Raw genomic sequence first — 17250 nt, 5'->3', positions numbered from 1 at the left:
CTTGAACCCCCGGTTTCCCTCGTGGAGCCGGGGGGCTTTTTTTGCCCGGTTTTTTTTCTGGTGGGGGTGGCGTCTGTATTGACCGTCGGCCCTGCCGACGGATCGCGGGCATGGCCCGCTCCTACAGGTTGGAATCGGGTGACGGGTTTGTTGTTCGCCGCAGCGTTGGGCGTTAGCGGATGAAGTGCACCTTGCCGGTGTCGTCGTTGCCCATGTAGATGCCGTACACCCCCGCCTGGCGCTCCTCGATGTAGCGTTCGAGGATCTGCCGGATCGCCGGGTAGTAGATGCACTCCCAGGGGATTTCTTCCGGGGCGAAGAATTTCACCTGCAGGGTCTCGGGGCCGTGTTCGCCGGTCTCCTCGATCACGCTGGCGCGGAAGATGATGTAGACCTCGCTGATGGTCGGCACGCTGAAGATGGAGTAGGGCGAGACGATGTCGGCGCGTACGCCGGTCTCTTCCCAGACTTCGCGCAGGGCCGCCTGCTCGGTGGTTTCGCCGTTTTCCATGAAGCCGGCCGGCAGCGTCCAGGTGCCCGGGCGCGGGGGAATGCCTCGCTGGCAGAGCAGGTACTTGCCGTCGCGCTCGATGATGCAGCCGGCGATGACCTTGGGGTTCTCGTAATGGATGTAGCCGCAGCCCGCACAGGTGAGGCGCTCGTGGGTATCCCCCGGCGGGCACTGGCGGCTGAGGCCGCCACTGCCGCAGGCGGGACAGAAGCGCGGGGCGGGCATGGCGTCAGCGCCCTATGCGCGGCTCTTTGAGCGCGATGGGGGTGGCGATGTCGCGCACCTTGCCGGCGCCGTCCTGCTTGGAGCGCAGGTAGTCCAGGGCGACCTTGGCGGCGGCACGTACGTGGTCGACCGAGGCCTGGTGAGCCGCGACCGGGTCGCCGCTCTTGATCGCCTCGACCATGCGTTCCATTTCCTGGTTACTGGCGGCGCGGCGGTTTTCCTGGGACACGGAAGTCGCCCGCAGGTAGCTGATGCGCGCCTGCAGCTGGCGCAGCTGGGTGGCGGCGGTGCGGTTGCCCGAGCCTTCGAGCAGCACGTCGTAGAAGCCCTGCACCGATTCGATCACCTGCTGCAGTTCACCGTCTTCCAGCGCCTGGCGGTTCTCTTCCAGCGCGCGCTCCAGGTTGCGGATGTCGCGGGCCTTGGCGTTGAGGGTGAAGAGCTGGACGATCAGGCCTTCGAGCACGCAGCGCAGCTCGTAGATGTCGACGGCGTCTTCCAGGGTAATGATGGCGACGCGCGGACCCTTGGCATCGGCGAACTCCACCAGGCCCTCGGACTCCAGGTGGCGCAGCGCTTCGCGCACGGAGGTGCGGCTGACGCCCAGGCGATCGCACAGATCGCGCTCCACCAGGCGGTCACCCGGCAGCAGCTGGAAGTTGAGGATGGCGCCGCGCAGCTTGTCGAGGACGATTTCGCGCAGGGTGACGGGGTTGCGATTGACCTTGAAGCTATCGTCGAGTGGCAGGCGTTTCATGGGGTCCGCTCTGTGTTCAGGCTGTCCATAGGAAGAACGATGGAGCACCCTGGGGTACCCCATCGTCAAGTCGGGCCAGCAATCAACCACGTTCCTCGGCGTCGGCCTCGGCGAAGGCTTCGCGGGCGAGGCGGAAACTGTCCACCGCCGCGGGAACCCCGCAATAGATGCCGACCTGCAGGAGGATCTCGCGGATCTGCTCGCGGGATAAGCCGTTACGCAGAGCGCCGCGCACGTGCAGCTTGAGTTCGTGGGGGCGGTTGAGTGCCGAAATCATCGCCAAGTTTATCATGCTGCGTTCCTTGAGCGATAAGCCGTCCCGGCCCCAGACATGGCCCCAGCAGTACTCGGTGACCAGCTCCTGGAGCGGGCGGGTGAAGTCGTCGGCGTTCTGGATCGACTTGTTCACGTAGGCCTCGCCCAGCACCTGAGTGCGGATCGCCAGGCCTTTCTCGTATTTCTCGTTGCTCATCGGTAGCTCCTTTCTGTTCCTGTAGGGGCGAGGGGGACGCCATCGTTATTGCTCGCGAACCCGCCCAGCTTCGGAGTCGCCGGGTAATCTGTTCGCGAGCAAGCTCGCTCCTACAAAAGACAGTCGTGCATGCGTACAAATAAAAAAGGCCGCTGCCGAGGGTGATGGCGAGCGGCCTTGGAAAGCGTCAGCTGGCTATCTCCGGCAGCGCGCCGAGCTTGCCGCGGTGATAGACCATCGGGGTGACTTCCTGATCGGGCAGGATCAGGTTCTTCACCGCGCCGACGATGATCGCGTGGTCACCGCCGTCGTATTCGCGCCACAGCTCGCACTCGATGATCGCCGTGGCCTTGGTCAGCAGCGGGTTGCCCAGCTCGCTCAGGCGCCACTCGATGCCCTTGGCCTTGTCCTGGCCCTTCTTGGCAAAGGCGTAGGCCTCGGCCTGCTGGTCGGAACACAGCAGGTGGATGGCGAACTGCTTGCTGTCACGCAGAACCGGGTAGGTGTCCGATTCGTAGTTGGGGCAGAACAGCACCAGCGCCGGGTCGATGGACAGCGCGCTGAACGCGCTGGCGGTGATGCCGACGATCTTGCCGTCGGCATCCAGGGTGGTGACCACGGTGACGCCGGACGGGAAGGAGCCCATCACTTCTTTGTAGATGCCAGGTTCGATCATCTCGTCGCTCCTCTTTAGCGCATCACGAAGGGATCGGGCATGGGCGCCTGCGAGAGGTTGATCCACACCGTCTTCAGCTCGGTGTAGGCCAGCACCGAATCGATGCCGCTCTCGCGGCCGTAGCCGCTGTTGTGGAAGCCGCCGATGGGCGCCATGGCGGACACCGCGCGGTAGGTATTGACCCAGATGATCCCGCTGCGAACGCCGCGGGCCATGCGGTGGGCGCGGCCCAGGTCGCGGGTCCAGATGCCGGCGGCGAGGCCGAACTGGGAGTCGTTGGCCATGGCCAGGGCTTCGGCCTCGTCCTTGAAGCGAATGACCGAGGCGACCGGGCCGAAGACTTCTTCCTGCATGATCTTCATCGAGTGGCTGTCGCACTCGAACAGGGTCGGCTCGTAGAACCAGCCCTCGGAGTCGATCGACGGACGCTTGCCGCCCAGGCGCAGGCGGGCGCCTTCGGCGAGGGCGTCGGCGACCAGGCCTTCGACCACGGCGAGCTGCTGCGCGGTGGCCATGGGGCCCATCTCGCTCTGCTCGTCCTGCGGGTTGCCGATGCGGATGCGCTGGGCGCGCTCCACCAGGCGGGCGACGAACTCGTCGTAGATCTCGTCCTGCACCAGCAGGCGCGAACCGGCGACGCAGCTCTGCCCGGAGGCGGCGTAGATGCCGGCCACGGCGCCGTTGATGGCGCTGTCCAGGTCAGCGTCGGCGAAGATGATGTTGGGCGACTTGCCGCCCAGCTCCAGCGACAGCTTGGCGAAGTTCTCCGCACTACTGCGCACCACGTGGCGTGCGGTGGCGGCGCCGCCGGTGAAGGCGATCTTGCGCACCAGTGGGTGGCGGGTCAGTGCCGCGCCGGTGCTCGGGCCGAAGCCGGTGACCACGTTGACCACACCAGCCGGGATGCCGGCCTCGGTGGCCAGGCGGGCCAGTTCGAGGATGGTCGCCGAGGCGTGTTCCGAGGGCTTGAGCACGATGGTGTTGCCGGCGGCCAGGGCCGGGGCCAGCTTGATCGCGGTCAGGTACAGCGGGCTGTTCCACGGGATGATCCCGGCGACCACGCCCAGCGGCTCGTGCACGGTGTAGGCGAACAGGTCGGGCTTATCCAGCGGCAGGGTGCCGCCTTCGAGCTTGTCCGCCAGGCCCGCGGTGTAGTGGAAGAACTCCGGCAGGTAGCCGACCTGGCCGCGGGTCTCGCGGATCAGCTTGCCGTTGTCGCGGCTTTCCAGCTGCGCCAGGTGTTCCTTGTTCTCAGCGATCAGGTCGCCCAGGCGGCGCAGCAGCTTGCCGCGGGCGGTGGCGGTGAGGCCACGCCAGGCCGGGTCGTTGAAGGCACGCTGGGCGGCCTGCACGGCGCGCTCGACGTCGGCTTCATCGGCATCGGGCAGTTCGGCCCAGGCTTGTGCGCGGGCCGGGTCGAGGCTCTCGAAGGTCTTGCCGGAGACGGCGTCGACCCACTGGCCATCGATGAACATCTGGAAGCGTGCGAGGGTCATGCGACATTTCCCTGAACGTGATTCTTGGAAACCTGTGCCTGTTGCAGGAAGTCGAGCAGCATCTGGTTGACCAGTCGCGGCGACTCCACCGGCATCATGTGGCGCTGTTCTTCGAGCACCGTTGCCTTGGCGCCCGGAATGCGCTCGGCCAGCTCGGTGGCCATCTTCGGCGTCGAGCCCGGGTCCAGCTCACCGGTGGCGACCAGGGTCGGCACCTTGATGCTGCCCAGGTCGTCCACGCGGTACATGTCCTGCGTGGCGAACAGTGTGTAAGTAGTCAGATAGCCCTGCGGATCGTTGCTGGCAAGGGTCTGGCGAATCGCGGCGATCTGCGCCGGGTTGGCAGCCTGGTATTCGCGGCTGAACCAGCGCGACAGGGCGGCCTCGGCGTTGGCGTCCGGGCCGTGCTCGGCGGCCTGGCGGGTCCGCTCGATCACGCCGGCGCGCTGTTCGGCGCTGCGGTTGAACACGCTGTTCAACACCACAAGGCCGTCCAGGCGCTCGGGATGGTGCAGGGCGAAGGCCCGCGCCACCAGACCACCCATGGAGAAGCCGATGACCATGGCACTGGTCACGCCCAGGTGGTCGAGCAGCTCGCGCAACTGGTCGGCATAACCGACCAGCCCACAGTCCGGCTGCGGCAGCTGACTCGCGCCATGGCCAAGCATGTCATAGGCGATGACCTGGAAATGCGGGGCCAGACCGACGATCTGGCCGCCCCACATTTCCTTGTTCAGGCCGACGCCGTGGATCAGTACCACGGGGCGGCCCTGGCCGGTCGCCAGGTAACTGGTGCCGGCCGGTGTGCGTTCAGCGGTGAGCCGAATCATGGAGCGCTCCTGCACGGTGTGGATCACTGCGCCTGTTCGGCGGCCAGCTCTTCCAGGTCGATGTAACGGTTGCCGATGCGCGGGTGCAGACGGCCACCGTCGGCGGCGCCCAGAACCACGACGATCTCGTCGGCGCGCGGCGAATCTTCGATCTGCATTTCCAGGGTGATGTAGTGCGAACGCAGGCCTTCGTCGTCCTTGTGCATCATCGGAATCTGGATCGAAGTGCCCGGGCCGCCACGCTTGTTGGTGAAGCTCAGGTAGCTCTTGGCATCCACCGCCTGGCGGTAGTGGTTGCCGAAACGCAGGGTGTGGATGACGGCGGAGGCGTGCTCGATCTCGCCGTCAGCGCCGACCACGGCAGCCTTGCCGTAGGCCTGGATCTTGTCAGCGCCACCGATGGCGGCGGTCAGGCGCTCGACCATCAGCGCGCCCAGCTCGGAGCAGTTGGCCTTGATCTCGGGCTTCAAGTCTTCGACGAAGCCGCGACCGGCCCACGGGTTCTTGATCACCACGGCCAGGCCGACCATGGTCACCGGGGTGTCGGTGGCCTTGCCGGCTTCGATGAAGGTCTGCTCGCTGTAGGTGACGATCTTGCGAATCTCGAAACTCATGGGTCGCTCCAGTTGTGACTTCGGCTGGGTTGGGGAAGGGATTCGGTATCATGGTATACCATAATACAGTTTGCGCAAGGCGTATTTGCCGTGGGGATGCAGTGCCCGGAGCCAGCAATGGCGGGTGGTGCGCGGGGTAGTGGGGAGCTCAGGCGACCAGCGGTCGCGAGGCAAAACCGCCGTTTCGGTGGCTTCGGCGGCGCGGTATCCTTGGTGCCATCAGCCGGCGCGCTTGGCGCCGGAGCCTTGTTGGAGAGTCTTCGAGCATGAAACAGGAAATCGCCACCGTGACCGTCAGCGCCGAGCACTGGGGCCGCGAGGCCGAAGCGGTGGACAACGCCCGCGTGACGGTGACCCTCAGCGCGCCTCAGGAGGGTGTGATCGAGGTGAGCTTCAAGGGGCAGCTGGATGCGCCGGAAGAGCCGACCCACGTCTGTGTGACGCTGGAGAATGGGCTCTCTTATTACGGCGAGATCCAGGGCGGTGAGGCGAATGCGGAGGGTGGGTCGATTCGCTTCGAGGGCGAGCTGATCGATCTGGAAGGGTTCTGAGCCCGTCGTCTGCGATCGGGCTAATAATGTAGGAGCGGGCCATGCCCGCGATCCGTCGGCAGGGCCGGCGCCTTCCTTCGTTCCGATGTTGGTCCTGTATTGCTGCGTTGGCTTGGAGATTTCTGCGCCGCTTCGGCGTGCGCTCAGATTCCTGGTTTCGCCCCCTCGGGCGAGTTACTTTTCCAAACGCCGAAAAGTAACCAAAAGGCTTGCCCCGAACATCCGGTTTTTCGCTTAGGCGAAAAATTCCCTCGTTGAAGCGAAGTTTCAGGGGCACGCTGCGAAGGGCCATCCTTGGCCCATCGCAGCTCTCGCGGCATCCATGTCGCTCAACCCCTGAAACTCCGCTTCAACGAGGCCTCCTGAACGGGGCAGTCGGAGTGCGCTGGTATTTCTCTGGAAGTCTTAAGAGCCAGAGCCAGAGCCAGAGCTGGAGCTGGAGCGGGTGTCCGGCTCTTCGTAGGAGCGAGCTTGCTCGCGAACAGCTCTTGGCTCTTGCCCTTTCTTTTGAAGTCTTCCAGCGAACTATCCGCACGCGCCGAAGTGCCCCTTTCAGGAACCGAGGGTACTTTTCGCGAAGCGAAAAGCCGGATGTAGGGGCGAGACCTTTGCCTCCTTTGGGTGGGGCGGCCATCCGTCGTTTGCCAAAGGAGGTCGCCCGAGGGGGCGAAACCTCAGAGTCCGCGCGTACGCCAATGCGGCGCTGGAACACACGGGCCGAAGCAACAAATCTTGAGCACCGGAGCAGGGGCAGGCGCCGGCCCAGCCGGCGGATCGCAGGCATGGCCCGTTCCTACAGGTTGGCTCTGTGCTTGCCCAATAAAAAACCGGCCTCATGGGCCGGTTTTTCATTGCCTGTGGATAACCCTCACTGCTGCGGGACCATCCCCTCGATGCGCTTGGCGAAGGCATTCGCCAGCGGGCCGTCGGCGAGCAGCAGCAGGTAGTCGTGGTCGGACTTGGCCGCCGGGGCAATCTGGTATTTCAGGGTGCCCGAGGCGACCTGGCCGACTACCGGCACGGTCAGGGTGCCGACGCATTCCAGCACGCCGCTGTCCGGGTCCTTGTCGATGATCGCCACGTCCTTCAGCTCGGCCTTGCTCAGGGCGTCGGACTGGGCGGAAAGCGCGCCGGACAGGAAGATCTTCACCAGCTGATTCTTCACATCGTCCGAACCGCAGACCTTGGCCTGGTTGCCCCCGCAGGCGCTCAGCAGCGCGGCGGCGGCCAGCACGGCCGACAATTTCAATACGTTCATCTATCCACCCTGTGGCGTTCCATGATGGCCATTGGATAGGAAAAGGCCGGAAAAATTCCCCGTCCAACCTTCCCGTTTCGCCAAGCAGTTGGCGAAACGGGAGTAGGGCAGGAGAACGTCAGACCACGAAGCGCGCCACCATGCCGTTCAGGCCCACGGCCAGGCGCGACAGCTCCTGGCTCGCCGAGCTGGTCTGGGTCGCGCCGGCCGAGGTCTGGGTGGCCAGGTCGCGGATGGTCAGCAGGTTGCGGTCCACTTCACGGGCGACCTGGGCCTGTTCCTCGGTAGCGCTGGCAATCACCAGGTTGCGCTCGTTGATCAGCGACATGCGCTCGAGGATCACCTGCAGCGAAGCACCGGCCTCGCCGGTACGGCTGACAGTGCGTTCGGCGTGGGAGGTGCTGCTGAGCAGGGCGGCGACCGTGCGGTCGCTACCGTTCTGGATCGCCGAAACCAGCTCCTCGATCTCGCGGGTCGAGCTCTGGGTGCGCTGGGCCAGCGAACGTACCTCGTCGGCGACCACCGCGAAGCCGCGGCCGGCCTCGCCGGCGCGGGCGGCTTCGATGGCGGCATTGAGCGCCAGCAGGTTGGTCTGCTCGGCCACGCTGCGGATCACCTCCAGCACCTTGCCGATGTCCTGTGCCTGGTTGGCCAGGACCTCGGCCTGTTGCGAGGCCTGGCCCACTTCGCCGGCCAGGGTGCCGATGGCGTTGGAGGTTTCGTCCACCCGCTCGCTGCCGCTGCGCGCCGCGTCGATGGCCTCGCGGGAGGCGGCGGAGGTGGAAGCGGCGTTGCTGGCCACTTCTTCCACGGCGCTGGTCATCTGGTTGACGGCGGTGGCGGCCATCTCGATCTGGTCGCTCTGTTGCTGCAGCGCGCGGCTGCTTTGTGCCATGACGTTGTGCATTTCCTCGGCGGCCGAAGCCAGCTGACTGGCCGAGTTGCCGATGCCGCGGAGGGTCTCGCGCAGGCTGTTCTGCATGTCCGCCAGGGCATGGAGCAACTGCGCCGGTTCGTCGCGGCCCTCGACGGTGAAGCGCTGGCTGAGGTCGCCGCTGGCGATGGTCTGTGCCACGCGCACCGCTTGGCTGAGCGGCGCGACGATGCTGCGGGTGAGTTGCCAGGCCAGCAGCAGGGTGAGGCCGACGCTGATCAGCATGACCGCGCCGATCACCAGCCGGCCGCTCTGGAACTGCTCCACGGCGCGGTCGGCCGCGGCGGTGGCGCCATTGCGGTTGAGGTCGATCAGTGCGGTAAGGCGTTTGTTCAGCTCGGCGCCCTGCCGGGCGATGTCGTTGTTGAGGATGTGCAGCGCGCCCTCATCGTCGTTCTGGCGGATCCTTGCCACCATCTGGTCGACGAAACCGAGGTAGCCGTCCAGCGTCTCGCGCAGGGCGTCGGTGTCCTGCTGCTCTTCGGCGCTGAGGATCAGTCGGCGGTAGTCGGCCAGCACCTTGTCCTTGTCCTGCCGCGCTTCGGCGATCAGGCCCAGGCTGTGCTCACGGGCGGCGTTGTCGCGGTTGACCAGCAGGCGCATGGATTCCAGGCGGATCCGGGCGATATCGCCCGACAGCTGGTTCATGTGGTTGATGCTCAGCAGCCAGTTGCTGTCGATTTCTTCGGAAGCGGCGCGCAGGGTCGAGAGCTTGTACAGCGAGAACAACCCGAGAAACACCAGGAGCAGGCCTATGACGGCAAAACCCAGGGACGCGCGGCGGCCAATACTCATGCTTCTGAACATCGTGAAATTCCCTTTTCTTCATCCAGTGTATGGAGCCCTTGGGCTCCGCCATGTGCGGTAATGGCTCGGTGATATTACTTGGCGCCATTTTTTTGCAGCAGTGGCAAAACAGGACTAGCCGACGAAAAGCCTGTCCGCTTTTGGAAGGGGAATGATTCAGACGAGCGTCAGCCAGGCGAGCACCGCATAGCGCCCGACCTTGGCCAGCGTCACCAGCAGCACGAAACGCCAGAGTGGCTCGCGCATGACGCCGGCAATCAGCGTCAGCGGGTCGCCGATCACCGGCGCCCAGCTCAGCAACAGCGACCAACTGCCGAAGCGGCGGTAGTGGCGCTGGGCCTTTTCCAGGGCGGCATCGCTCAGCGGGAACCAGCGGCTGCCGTGCCAGCGCTCTATTCCACGCCCCAGCACCCAGTTCACCAGGGAGCCGAGAACATTGCCCAGGCTCGCCGCCAGCAGCAGCGACCACAACGGGTACTGGCCGCCCAGCAGCAGGCCGACCAGCACGGCTTCCGATTGCAGTGGCAGCAGGGTGGCAGCACCAAAGGCGGAGAGGAACAGACCTGCATGGGCGGCGAGGGCGAGGCTGAGCATCGGGTTGATCGTGAGGCGGGTATGGGCCGGCAGAATGACAAGAACCGGCGTGCTAAAAATTCGGAATAAAGAGATGAGGTTCCGGTATGTCCGGATACTATATGTCCTATCTTGCTGAAGACTTGGTAGGAATTTGCATTCGAGACGTGTCGCGTCTGAATGAAAAGTCTGTCGGCACGCCACAACTCTTCTGGGGAACGCTGTGAAGAACTGGACTCTACGCCAACGCATCCTGGCCAGCTTTGCCGTCGTCATCGCGATCATGCTGCTGATGGTGGTGATTTCCTACACCCGCCTGCTGCGCGTCGAAGCCAGCACCCAACGGGTCAATGAAGACGCCATGCCCGGCACCTACGCCCTGACCCAGGTGCGTTCGACCTGGACCGACAGCATCCTGCTGACCCAGGTGCTGGTCGGCCTCTCCAATGGCCAGGCGCTGGACGAGAAGCATCGCCAGGAATTCCGCGCCAACCACGACACGCTGATCGAGCGCATCGCCCAGTACGAGCGCACCGTCAGCGATGCCCGCGATGCCGAGATGCTCAGCCACTTCAAGCAGCAGGTGGGCCAGTACGACTCGCTGCTGGCCGATGTGCTGCAGCTCTACACCACCGACCGCGAAGGCGCGCGCAAGCTGCTGCTGGAACGCCTGGAGCCGCTGTGGGAAGACGGCCGCAAGACGCTGACCCAGCTCATCAGCCTGAACAAGGAAATTGCCGACGCCGCCGCCGGGAGCATCGTCAGCGAGGTCGCCACCGCCAAGGCGATCATGCTGATTTCCCTGCTGCTGGCCATCGTCGCGGCGGCGGTCTGCGGGCTGCTGCTGATGCGCGCCATCACCGAGCCGGTGCGGCAGGTGGTGAAGGGCCTGCAGGTCATGGGCGGCGGTGACTTCACCACGCGCCTGGCGATGGAGCGCAACGACGAATTCGCGGTGATCGAGACCGGCTTCAACGGCATGGCCGAGGAACTCAAGGGCCTGGTGTCGCAGGCGCAGCGCTCGGCCATCCAGGTGACCACCTCGGTGACCGAGATCGCCGCCACCTCCAAGCAGCAGCAGGCCACCGCCACCGAAACCGCCGCCACTACCACCGAGATCGGCGCCACCTCGCGGGAAATCGCCGCCACCTCGCGCGACCTGGTGCGCACCATGACCGAGGTGTCCTCGGCCGCCGAGCAGACCTCCACCCTGGCCGGCTCCGGCCAGCTGGGCCTGGCGCGCATGGAAGAGACCATGCACCACGTGATGGGCGCCGCCGAGCTGGTCAACGCCAAGCTGGCGATCCTCAACGAGCGCGCCGGCAACATCAACCAGGTGGTCACCACCATCGTCAAGGTGGCCGACCAGACCAACCTGCTCTCGCTCAACGCCGCCATCGAGGCGGAGAAGGCCGGCGAGTACGGCCGCGGCTTCGCCGTGGTCGCCACTGAAGTGCGCCGCCTGGCCGACCAGACGGCCGTGGCCACCTACGACATCGAGCAGATGGTCCGCGAGATCCAGTCCGCCGTGTCCGCCGGCGTGATGGGCATGGACAAGTTCTCCGAGGAGGTGCGTCGCGGCATCTCGGAAGTCGGCCAGGTCGGCGAGCAGCTCTCGCAGATCATCCAGCAGGTGCAGGCGCTGGCGCCGCGCGTGCAGATGGTCAACGAAGGCATGCAGGCCCAGGCCACCGGCGCCGAGCAGATCAACCAGGCGCTGGTGCAGCTCGGCGAGGCCACCGGGCAGACCGTGGAATCCCTGCGCCAGGCCAGCTTTGCCATCGACGAGCTGAACCTCGTGGCCAACGGACTGCGCAATGGCGTCTCCCGCTTCAAGGTCTGACGCCGCCGCGGCGGGCAGGCTGTACCTGCAGTTCCGCCTGGGCGCGGACCGCTACGCGCTGGACGTCCACGACGTCATCGAGGTGCTGCCGGTGCCGGCGCTCAAGCGCGTGCCGGAAGCGCCCGCCTGGGTCGCCGGACTGTTCCCGCTCCGCGGCGAACTGCTGCCGGTGCTCGACCTCTGCCAGATGGCCTTCGGCTACAGCGCGCCACGCCGCACCAGCACGCGCCTGGTGCTGGTGCGCTACCGCGCCGAGGGCGAAGGTCCGGAGCAGCGCCTCGGGCTGATCCTCGAACAGGCCACCCATACCCTGCGCCGCGATCCGGCGGCGTTCCGCGACTATGAGCTGGACAATGGCCGCGCCCGCTACCTCGGCCCCGTGCTGGAGGACGAGCAGGGCCTGCTGCAGCGCGTAGGCGTCGACCAGTTGCTCAGCGACGAAGCCCGCGCACGCCTGCTGCGTGATGCGGGGGGAGCGCCGGCATGACCGATCCGCGCTTCGCCCAGCTGCTCAAGGAACGCATCGGCCTGGATGCCGAGTCGGTCGGTGACGCCGTGATCGAACGTGCCGTGCGCCAGCGCTGCAACAAGGTCAGCGGTGGCAACGCCGAGCATTACTGGATGCAGCTGCAGGGCTCTGCCGAGGAAGTGCAGGCGCTGATCGAGGCGGTGATCGTCCCGGAAACCTGGTTCTTCCGTTACCCCGAATCCTTCGGCGCCCTGGCGGACCTCGCGTCACGTCGCGTGCTGGAACTGGCGGGCACCCGGCCGCTGCGTATCCTCAGCCTGCCGTGCTCCACCGGCGAGGAGCCGTACTCCATCGTCATGGCGTTGCTGGATGCGGGGCTCGCACCCGCTGCCTTCCAGGTCGACGCGCTGGACGTCAGCCGCGCGGTGCTGGAGCGGGCGGAAGAAGGGCGCTACGGGCGCAACTCCTTCCGTGGTTCCAGCCTGAGCTTCCGTGACCGCCACTTCAGCGCCGACGGCAACGACTACCAGCTCAGCGAGACGGTGCGCCGCAAGGTGCGCCTGCGCACCGGCAACCTGCTGGCGCCGGGCCTGCTGGCCGGCGAGGCACCCTACGACTACGTGTTCTGCCGCAACCTGCTGATCTATTTCGACCGACCGACCCAGGAGCAGGTGGTGCATGTGCTGCGCCGGCTGGCGCGCACCGACGGCGTGCTGTTCATCGGTCCGGCCGAGGCCAGCCTGATGTCCCGAGTCGGCCTGCGCCCGCTGGGCGTGCCGCAATCCTTCGCCTTCCCGCTGGAAGGGACCGAAGCGGCGCCGCGAGCGGCACCGCTGAACTGGACCGCGCCAGCACCGATTCCCCGGCCGGCGCCGCCCAAGCCTGCACCGGTGCCCCCGCGCGTGGTCGCCAGGCCCGAGAAGCCGGCTGCTGCGCCTGCCGGCAACGCACTGGCGGAAATCGCCCGCCTGGCCAACTCCGGCCAGTCCGCGGAGGCCCGTCGGCACTGCGAGGCGCTGCTGGCGGAGAAGGGCCCGAACGCCGAAGCCTTCTACTGGCTCGGCCTGCTGGCCGACGCCCAGGGCCAGAGCGGCGAGGCCCAGGCCTTCTACCGCAAGGCCCTGTACCTGCAACCCGATCACCAGGAAAGCCTGCAACACCTGGCCGCGTTGCTCGCGGCCCAGGGCGATGCAGCCGGCGCCCGCCGCTTGCAGGAGCGCGCCGCGCGAGGAGTGAAGCGCAATGGTTGAATCTGGCTATTCCTCCTTCGACGGCGACCTGCCGACAGTGGACGACTGCTGGAACCGCATCGGCGTGCGCGGCGACCGCAGCTGCCCGCAGCTGGCCGAGTACATCCATTGCCGCAATTGCCCGGTGCATGCTGCCGCCGCCATCAGCCTGCTGGACCGTTACGCGCTGGGCAGCGAAGGTGCGCACCTGGCGCCCGTCGAAGCCACCGAAGCGGCGGTCGAGGAAGGCCGCCCGCACCTGATCTTCCGCCTTGGCGAGGAATGGCTGGGCCTGCCCACCCGTGCCCTGGCCGAGGTCGCCCCGGCCTGCGTGGTGCATTCATTGCCGCACCAGCGCTCGCCCGCGCTGCTGGGCGTGGCGAACGTGCGCGGCACGCTGGTGGCCTGTATTTCCCTGGGCGAACTGCTCGGCCTCGACAGCCGCGCGGCCGCCCGTGACGACGCCCGCATCGTGCCGCGCATGCTGATCCTGGCGGCGGTCGGTGGGCCGATCATCTCGCCGGTGGACGAGGTGGACGGCATCCATGAGCTGGACGACAAGGCCATCGTCGAAGCCTCGTCGCAGAGCCACGCCGCCAACGACCGCTTCACCCGTGGCGTGATGCAGTGGCGCCAGCGCAGCATCCGCCTGCTCGACCAGGAAGCCCTGCTCGACGCCGCCACCCGGAGCCTCGCATGACCCCGGACCAGATGAAGGACGCGTCGATGCTGGAGCTGTTCTGCCTGGAGGCGGAGGCCCAGACGCAGGTGCTGGTGCACGGCCTGATGGCGCTGGAGCGTAACCCGACCCAGGCCGACCAGCTCGAAGCCTGTATGCGCGCCGCGCACTCGCTCAAGGGCGCGGCACGGATCGTCGGTCTGGATGCCGGCGTACAGGTCGCGCACGTCATGGAGGATTGCCTGGTCGGCGCGCAGGAGGGGCGACTGCTGCTGACTTCCGGGCACATCGACGCGCTGCTGGCCGGCACCGATATCCTCCTGCATATCGCCGACGCCCAGCCCGAGCGCGCCGAACAGGCCCAGCAGGGCGTGCCGGCCATGGTCGAGCGCCTGCAGGCGCTGGTGTCCGGCAAGGCGCCGGCCCGGCCTGCACCAGCCGTGCCCGCGCCAGTCGAAGCCGCCCCGGTGCTGGCTGAGCAGGCGGCACCGGAGCCTGCCCCGACGCCAGTACCCGCTGCACCCGCCGAACCCACGCCGCGTCGCCGCTCCAGCGACAGCGATGAAGCCGGCGAGCGCGTGCTGCGGGTCACTGCCGAGCGCCTCAACCAGCTGCTCGACTACTCCAGCAAGTCGCTGGTGGAGTCCCAGCGGCTGAAGCCGCTGCTCGATTCGCTGCAACGCCTCAAACGCATCCAGGCCAGCGCCAGCCGTGTGCTCGACGGCGCCCGCGATGCCGCCAGCACGGCGAATCTGGACGCCGAGGCGCAAGCCTATCTGGCCGACGCTCGTCGTCTGGTCGGCGAGTGCCAGCAACTGCTCAGCGAGCAGATCGCCGAGCTCGACGAATTCAGTTTCAAGGCCGGCCAGCGCGCCCAGTCGCTCTACGACACCGCGCTGTCCTGCCGTATGCGGCCATTCTCCGACGTGCTCTCCGGGCAGGCGCGGATGGTCCGCGACCTCGGCCGCTCGCTGGGCAAGACCGTGCGCCTGGACGTGCAGGGCGCCACCACCCAGGTCGACCGCGATGTGCTGGAGAAGCTCGAAGCGCCGCTTACCCACCTGCTGCGCAATGCCGTCGACCATGGCATCGAGTCCGCCGAAGTGCGCGCCCGCAGCGGCAAGCCGGAGGAGGGCACGATCCAGCTGCTGGCCCGTCACCACGCCGGCATGCTGGTGCTGGAACTGCAGGATGACGGCGGCGGCGTCGATCTCGACCGCCTGCGCTCGGCCATCGTGCGTCGCCAGCTGTCCACCGAGGAAACCGTGGCGCGCCTCACCGAGGAAGAGCTGCTGAGCTTCCTGTTCCTGCCCGGTTTCAGCATGCGCGAACAGGTCACCGAAGTATCCGGCCGCGGCGTTGGCCTGGACGCCGTGCAGCACATGGTGCGCCAGCTGCGTGGCGGCATCCGCATGGAGCAGGTGAGCGGGCAGGGCGCGCGCTTCCACCTGGAAGTGCCGCTGACGCTGTCGGTGGTGCGCAGCCTGGTCGTCAGCATCGGCGGTGAAGCCTACGCCTTCCCGCTGGCGCACATCGAGCGCATGCGCCGCCTGGCGCCGGACGAGATCGTCCAGCTCGAAGGCCGTCAGCAGTTCTGGCACGAGGGCCGGCATGTCGGCCTGGTGTCCGCCAGCCAGTTGTTGCAGCGCCCGGACGGCGAGGCCACGCCGGACGAGATTCCGGTGGTGGTGATCCGCGAGCGGGAAAGCGCCTACGGCGTGGCGGTGGAGAAGTTCATCGGCGAGCGCACCCTGGTGGTGGTGCCGCTGGATGCCCGGCTGGGCAAGGTGCAGGACGTGTCCGCCGGGGCGCTGCTGGACGACGGCACCCCGGTGCTGATCCTCGATGTCGAGGACATGCTGCGCTCCGTGGAAAAACTCCTGGCCACCGGCCGCCTGGAACGCATCGACCCCACCGGCCGCCTCAGCGGCCCGGCGCGCAAGCGTGTGCTGGTGGTGGACGACTCGCTCACCGTGCGCGAGCTGGAGCGCAAGCTGCTGCTCGGGCGCGGCTATGATGTCGCCGTGGCAGTGGATGGCATGGACGGCTGGAACGCCCTGCGCTCGGAGCATTTCGACCTGGTCATCACCGACATCGACATGCCGCGCATGGACGGCATCGAGCTGGTGACCCTGATCCGCCGCGATACCCGCCTGCAGTCGCTGCCGGTGATGGTGGTGTCCTACAAGGACCGCGAAGAAGACCGGCGGCGCGGGCTCGATGCCGGCGCCGACTATTATCTGGCCAAGGCCAGCTTCCATGACGAGGCCCTGCTGGATGCGGTGGTCGACCTGATCGGGGGGGCTCAGGGATGAAGATAGGGATAGTCAACGACATGCCCCTGGCGGTGGAGGCGATGCGCCGGGCGCTGGCTTATGAGCCGGCGCACCGCATCGTCTGGGTTGCCGCCAACGGCGCGGAAGCGCTGGAGATGTGTGCCGCGCAGAAGCCCGACGTGATCCTCATGGACCTGCTGATGCCGGTGATGGATGGCGTCGAGGCGACCCGCCGGATCATGGCCCAGAGCCCCTGCGCGATCATCGTCGTCACCGTCGATCTGGAACAGAACATGAGTCGCGTGTTCGACGCCATGGGCAATGGCGCTGTCGACGCGGTGAATACACCGACGATGGGCGCCGGCGATCCCGCCGAAGCGGCCCGCCCGCTGCTGCGCAAGCTGCAGAACCTGGCCTGGCTGAATGCCCCGCGCGACAGCCGCCCGGCCATCAGTGCGGTGCCGGCACGCAAGGGCAGCGGCGCGCGCAAGCTCATCGCCATCGGCTCCTCGGCCGGCGGTCCGGCGGCGCTGGCCGATCTGTTCGCCCGCCTGCCAGAAGATTTTCCCGCCGCCATCGTGGTGGTCCAGCATGTCGACGAGGTCTTTGCCGCCGGCATGGCCGAGTGGCTCTCGACCCAGTCGAAGATTCCCGTACGCCTGGCACGCAACGGCGAGCCGCCGCAGCCGGGCTGTGTGCTGCTGGCCGGCACCAACCACCATATCCGCCTGCTCAAGGGCGGCGAGCTGGCCTACACCGCCGAGCCCAGCGGCCACATCTACCGGCCATCCATCGACGTATTCTTCGACAGCGTGGTCGAGTACTGGGTCGGCGACGCCATCGGCGTACTGCTCACCGGCATGGGCCGGGACGGCGCCGAAGGCCTGAAACACATGCGCGAACGAGGTTTCCTGACCCTTGCCCAGGATCAGGAGAGCAGTGCCGTGTACGGTATGCCCAAGGCCGCTGCCGCCATCGGCGCCGCGGTGGAGATTCGCGCGCTGGGCGACATCGCCCGACGACTCGCTGAGGTCTGCGCCTGAGCGCGGG

The 17250-nt window shown here is 66.9% G+C and carries 17 protein-coding genes; 7 read left to right on the top strand and 10 right to left on the bottom strand.

Translation table 11 applies throughout. The annotated features are described in order from the left end of the window. Nucleotides 1-172: 172 nt before the first annotated feature. From J2T47_RS06100 to J2T47_RS06070, 7 genes are all read right to left on the bottom strand, one after another. Entirely contained in the window at nucleotides 173-736 is a 564-nt protein-coding gene (locus tag J2T47_RS06100) for an NUDIX hydrolase (RefSeq protein ID WP_253443408.1), read from the bottom strand. A 4-nt stretch (nucleotides 737-740) separates the two neighbouring features. Next, entirely contained in the window at nucleotides 741-1493 is a 753-nt protein-coding gene (locus J2T47_RS06095) for a GntR family transcriptional regulator (protein WP_253443407.1), read from the bottom strand. A gap of 82 nt (nucleotides 1494-1575) precedes the next feature. Next, nucleotides 1576-1965, bottom strand: a complete 390-nt coding sequence (locus J2T47_RS06090) for a carboxymuconolactone decarboxylase family protein (RefSeq protein ID WP_243808704.1) — start codon at nucleotides 1963-1965, stop codon at nucleotides 1576-1578. 187 nt (nucleotides 1966-2152) lie between these two features. After that, nucleotides 2153-2641, bottom strand: coding sequence for a flavin reductase family protein (locus J2T47_RS06085; RefSeq protein ID WP_253443406.1), 489 nt, complete (start codon nucleotides 2639-2641; stop codon nucleotides 2153-2155). A 14-nt stretch (nucleotides 2642-2655) separates the two neighbouring features. Then, a complete protein-coding gene (locus J2T47_RS06080; protein ID WP_253443405.1) occupies nucleotides 2656-4137 on the bottom strand; it encodes an aldehyde dehydrogenase in 1482 nt (493 codons plus the stop codon). Continuing rightward, the gene (locus tag J2T47_RS06075) at nucleotides 4134-4967 is read right to left on the bottom strand and encodes an alpha/beta fold hydrolase (protein ID WP_253443404.1); all 834 of its coding nucleotides are present in this window, start codon (nucleotides 4965-4967) and stop codon (nucleotides 4134-4136) included. Before J2T47_RS06075 ends, J2T47_RS06080 begins: the two co-directional genes overlap by 4 nt. A 23-nt stretch (nucleotides 4968-4990) precedes the next feature. Continuing rightward, entirely contained in the window at nucleotides 4991-5581 is a 591-nt protein-coding gene (locus J2T47_RS06070; RefSeq protein ID WP_192289464.1) for an amino acid synthesis family protein, read from the bottom strand. A 266-nt stretch (nucleotides 5582-5847) separates the two neighbouring features. Between J2T47_RS06070 and J2T47_RS06065 the strand changes: the two genes are divergently transcribed. Beyond that, nucleotides 5848-6132 (top strand): hypothetical protein, encoded by a 285-nt coding sequence (locus J2T47_RS06065; protein ID WP_138212611.1) that lies wholly within the window; start codon nucleotides 5848-5850, stop codon nucleotides 6130-6132. Nucleotides 6133-7000: 868 nt separating this feature from the next. Here J2T47_RS06065 and J2T47_RS06060 read toward each other — a convergent pair. The 3 genes from J2T47_RS06060 to J2T47_RS06050 form a co-directional block, all read right to left on the bottom strand. Then, nucleotides 7001-7390, bottom strand: a complete 390-nt coding sequence (locus tag J2T47_RS06060; protein ID WP_253443403.1) for a hypothetical protein — start codon at nucleotides 7388-7390, stop codon at nucleotides 7001-7003. A gap of 118 nt (nucleotides 7391-7508) precedes the next feature. Continuing rightward, nucleotides 7509-9119 (bottom strand): methyl-accepting chemotaxis protein, encoded by a 1611-nt coding sequence (locus tag J2T47_RS06055; RefSeq protein WP_253443401.1) that lies wholly within the window; start codon nucleotides 9117-9119, stop codon nucleotides 7509-7511. A gap of 168 nt (nucleotides 9120-9287) precedes the next feature. Beyond that, nucleotides 9288-9725: a YqaA family protein gene (locus tag J2T47_RS06050; RefSeq protein WP_253443399.1), complete on the bottom strand. Its 438-nt coding sequence runs from the start codon at nucleotides 9723-9725 to the stop codon at nucleotides 9288-9290. A 202-nt stretch (nucleotides 9726-9927) separates the two neighbouring features. Between J2T47_RS06050 and J2T47_RS06045 the strand changes: the two genes are divergently transcribed. From J2T47_RS06045 to J2T47_RS06020, 6 genes are read left to right on the top strand one after another with little or no spacing between them, the layout of a single operon-like run. Further along, the gene (locus J2T47_RS06045; RefSeq protein WP_253443396.1) at nucleotides 9928-11547 is read left to right on the top strand and encodes a methyl-accepting chemotaxis protein; all 1620 of its coding nucleotides are present in this window, start codon (nucleotides 9928-9930) and stop codon (nucleotides 11545-11547) included. Further along, nucleotides 11522-12034, top strand: a complete 513-nt coding sequence (locus J2T47_RS06040) for a chemotaxis protein CheW (RefSeq protein ID WP_253443394.1) — start codon at nucleotides 11522-11524, stop codon at nucleotides 12032-12034. Before J2T47_RS06045 ends, J2T47_RS06040 begins: the two co-directional genes overlap by 26 nt. Next, nucleotides 12031-13266: a CheR family methyltransferase gene (locus tag J2T47_RS06035; protein ID WP_253443392.1), complete on the top strand. Its 1236-nt coding sequence runs from the start codon at nucleotides 12031-12033 to the stop codon at nucleotides 13264-13266. The genes J2T47_RS06040 and J2T47_RS06035 overlap by 4 nt, the downstream gene beginning before the upstream one ends. After that, complete coding sequence (locus tag J2T47_RS06030; protein WP_253443391.1) at nucleotides 13259-13945, top strand: chemotaxis protein CheW; 687 nt, start codon at nucleotides 13259-13261, stop codon at nucleotides 13943-13945. The genes J2T47_RS06035 and J2T47_RS06030 overlap by 8 nt, the downstream gene beginning before the upstream one ends. After that, on the top strand, nucleotides 13942-16239 hold the full coding sequence (locus J2T47_RS06025) for a hybrid sensor histidine kinase/response regulator (RefSeq protein WP_253443389.1): 2298 nt from the start codon (nucleotides 13942-13944) through the stop codon (nucleotides 16237-16239). The genes J2T47_RS06030 and J2T47_RS06025 overlap by 4 nt, the downstream gene beginning before the upstream one ends. Next, nucleotides 16236-17243, top strand: coding sequence for a chemotaxis response regulator protein-glutamate methylesterase (locus J2T47_RS06020; RefSeq protein ID WP_253443387.1), 1008 nt, complete (start codon nucleotides 16236-16238; stop codon nucleotides 17241-17243). Before J2T47_RS06025 ends, J2T47_RS06020 begins: the two co-directional genes overlap by 4 nt. Nucleotides 17244-17250: the final 7 nt, after the last annotated feature.

The organism is Pseudomonas nitroreducens (genome assembly GCF_024170165.1).
Lineage (GTDB): Bacteria > Pseudomonadota > Gammaproteobacteria > Pseudomonadales > Pseudomonadaceae > Pseudomonas > Pseudomonas nitroreducens_C.
The sequence above is the reverse complement of the archived record's forward strand: the minus strand, read 5'-3'. Positions and strand labels throughout refer to the sequence as shown.

Excerpts from the sequence above, each read along its gene's own strand:
- J2T47_RS06100 (WP_253443408.1), bottom strand. The coding sequence starts at position 736 with ATGCCCGCCCCGCGCTTCTGTCCCGCCTGCGGCAGTGGCGGCCTCAGC.
- J2T47_RS06085 (WP_253443406.1), bottom strand. The coding sequence starts at position 2,641 with ATGATCGAACCTGGCATCTACAAAGAAGTGATGGGCTCCTTCCCGTCC.
- J2T47_RS06065 (WP_138212611.1), top strand. The coding sequence starts at position 5,848 with ATGAAACAGGAAATCGCCACCGTGACCGTCAGCGCCGAGCACTGGGGC.
- J2T47_RS06035 (WP_253443392.1), top strand. The coding sequence starts at position 12,031 with ATGACCGATCCGCGCTTCGCCCAGCTGCTCAAGGAACGCATCGGCCTG.
- J2T47_RS06030 (WP_253443391.1), top strand. The coding sequence starts at position 13,259 with ATGGTTGAATCTGGCTATTCCTCCTTCGACGGCGACCTGCCGACAGTG.
- J2T47_RS06055 (WP_253443401.1), bottom strand. The coding sequence starts at position 9,119 with ATGAGTATTGGCCGCCGCGCGTCCCTGGGTTTTGCCGTCATAGGCCTG.
- J2T47_RS06070 (WP_192289464.1), bottom strand. The coding sequence starts at position 5,581 with ATGAGTTTCGAGATTCGCAAGATCGTCACCTACAGCGAGCAGACCTTC.
- J2T47_RS06080 (WP_253443405.1), bottom strand. The coding sequence starts at position 4,137 with ATGACCCTCGCACGCTTCCAGATGTTCATCGATGGCCAGTGGGTCGAC.
- J2T47_RS06060 (WP_253443403.1), bottom strand. The coding sequence starts at position 7,390 with ATGAACGTATTGAAATTGTCGGCCGTGCTGGCCGCCGCCGCGCTGCTG.
- J2T47_RS06050 (WP_253443399.1), bottom strand. The coding sequence starts at position 9,725 with ATGCTCAGCCTCGCCCTCGCCGCCCATGCAGGTCTGTTCCTCTCCGCC.
- J2T47_RS06040 (WP_253443394.1), top strand. The coding sequence starts at position 11,522 with ATGGCGTCTCCCGCTTCAAGGTCTGACGCCGCCGCGGCGGGCAGGCTG.
- J2T47_RS06095 (WP_253443407.1), bottom strand. The coding sequence starts at position 1,493 with ATGAAACGCCTGCCACTCGACGATAGCTTCAAGGTCAATCGCAACCCC.
- J2T47_RS06090 (WP_243808704.1), bottom strand. The coding sequence starts at position 1,965 with ATGAGCAACGAGAAATACGAGAAAGGCCTGGCGATCCGCACTCAGGTG.
- J2T47_RS06020 (WP_253443387.1), top strand. The coding sequence starts at position 16,236 with ATGAAGATAGGGATAGTCAACGACATGCCCCTGGCGGTGGAGGCGATG.
- J2T47_RS06025 (WP_253443389.1), top strand. The coding sequence starts at position 13,942 with ATGACCCCGGACCAGATGAAGGACGCGTCGATGCTGGAGCTGTTCTGC.
- J2T47_RS06075 (WP_253443404.1), bottom strand. The coding sequence starts at position 4,967 with ATGATTCGGCTCACCGCTGAACGCACACCGGCCGGCACCAGTTACCTG.